Annotated in this window: 1 protein-coding gene; it reads right to left on the bottom strand. The window is 61.4% G+C overall.

The features are described from left to right. Positions 1-348 (bottom strand): 50S ribosomal protein L7/L12 (rplL, locus tag KDM41_19045; GenBank protein MCB1185521.1); only part of this gene is annotated, 348 nt, incomplete at its 3' end. Between the last annotated feature and the right edge of the window lie 152 nt (positions 349-500).

Here is a 500-nt window from a genome sequence, read left to right on the forward strand (position 1 = left end):
GAGCTCCTTCTTCATCTTGGCGGCGTCGTCCTTGCTGACACCTTCCTTGACGGTGGTCGGGGCGCTTTCCACCAGATCCTTGGCTTCCTTCAAGCCCAGGCTGGTGATGCCGCGAACGGCCTTGATGACGTTCACCTTGTTCGCGCCGACGCTGGCGAGAACCACGTTGAACTCGGTCTGCTCTTCGGCAGCCGCAGCGGCGCCGCCACCGGCCGGAGCGGCCGCAACAGCCACCGGGGCTGCGGCGGACACGCCGAACTTCTCTTCCATGGCCTTCACCAGGTCCATGATTTCCATCAGGCTCTTGGAGGCAATCGCCTCGATGATCTGTTCGTTGCTCAAAGACATCATGTTTCTCCAAATGAGATATGGCTAAAGGGTTGTGCGAGATGATCGAAAGTGTTGTCTTCAGGCTGCCTTCTGCTTGTCGGCAATCGCGCCCAGGGAACGGGCCAGCATGGACGCCGGCTCGGCCAGGGTGCGCACCAGACGCGTGGCCG

The sequence above is a fragment of the bacterium genome (genome assembly GCA_020440705.1).
Lineage (GTDB): Bacteria > Krumholzibacteriota > Krumholzibacteriia > LZORAL124-64-63 > LZORAL124-64-63 > JAGRNP01.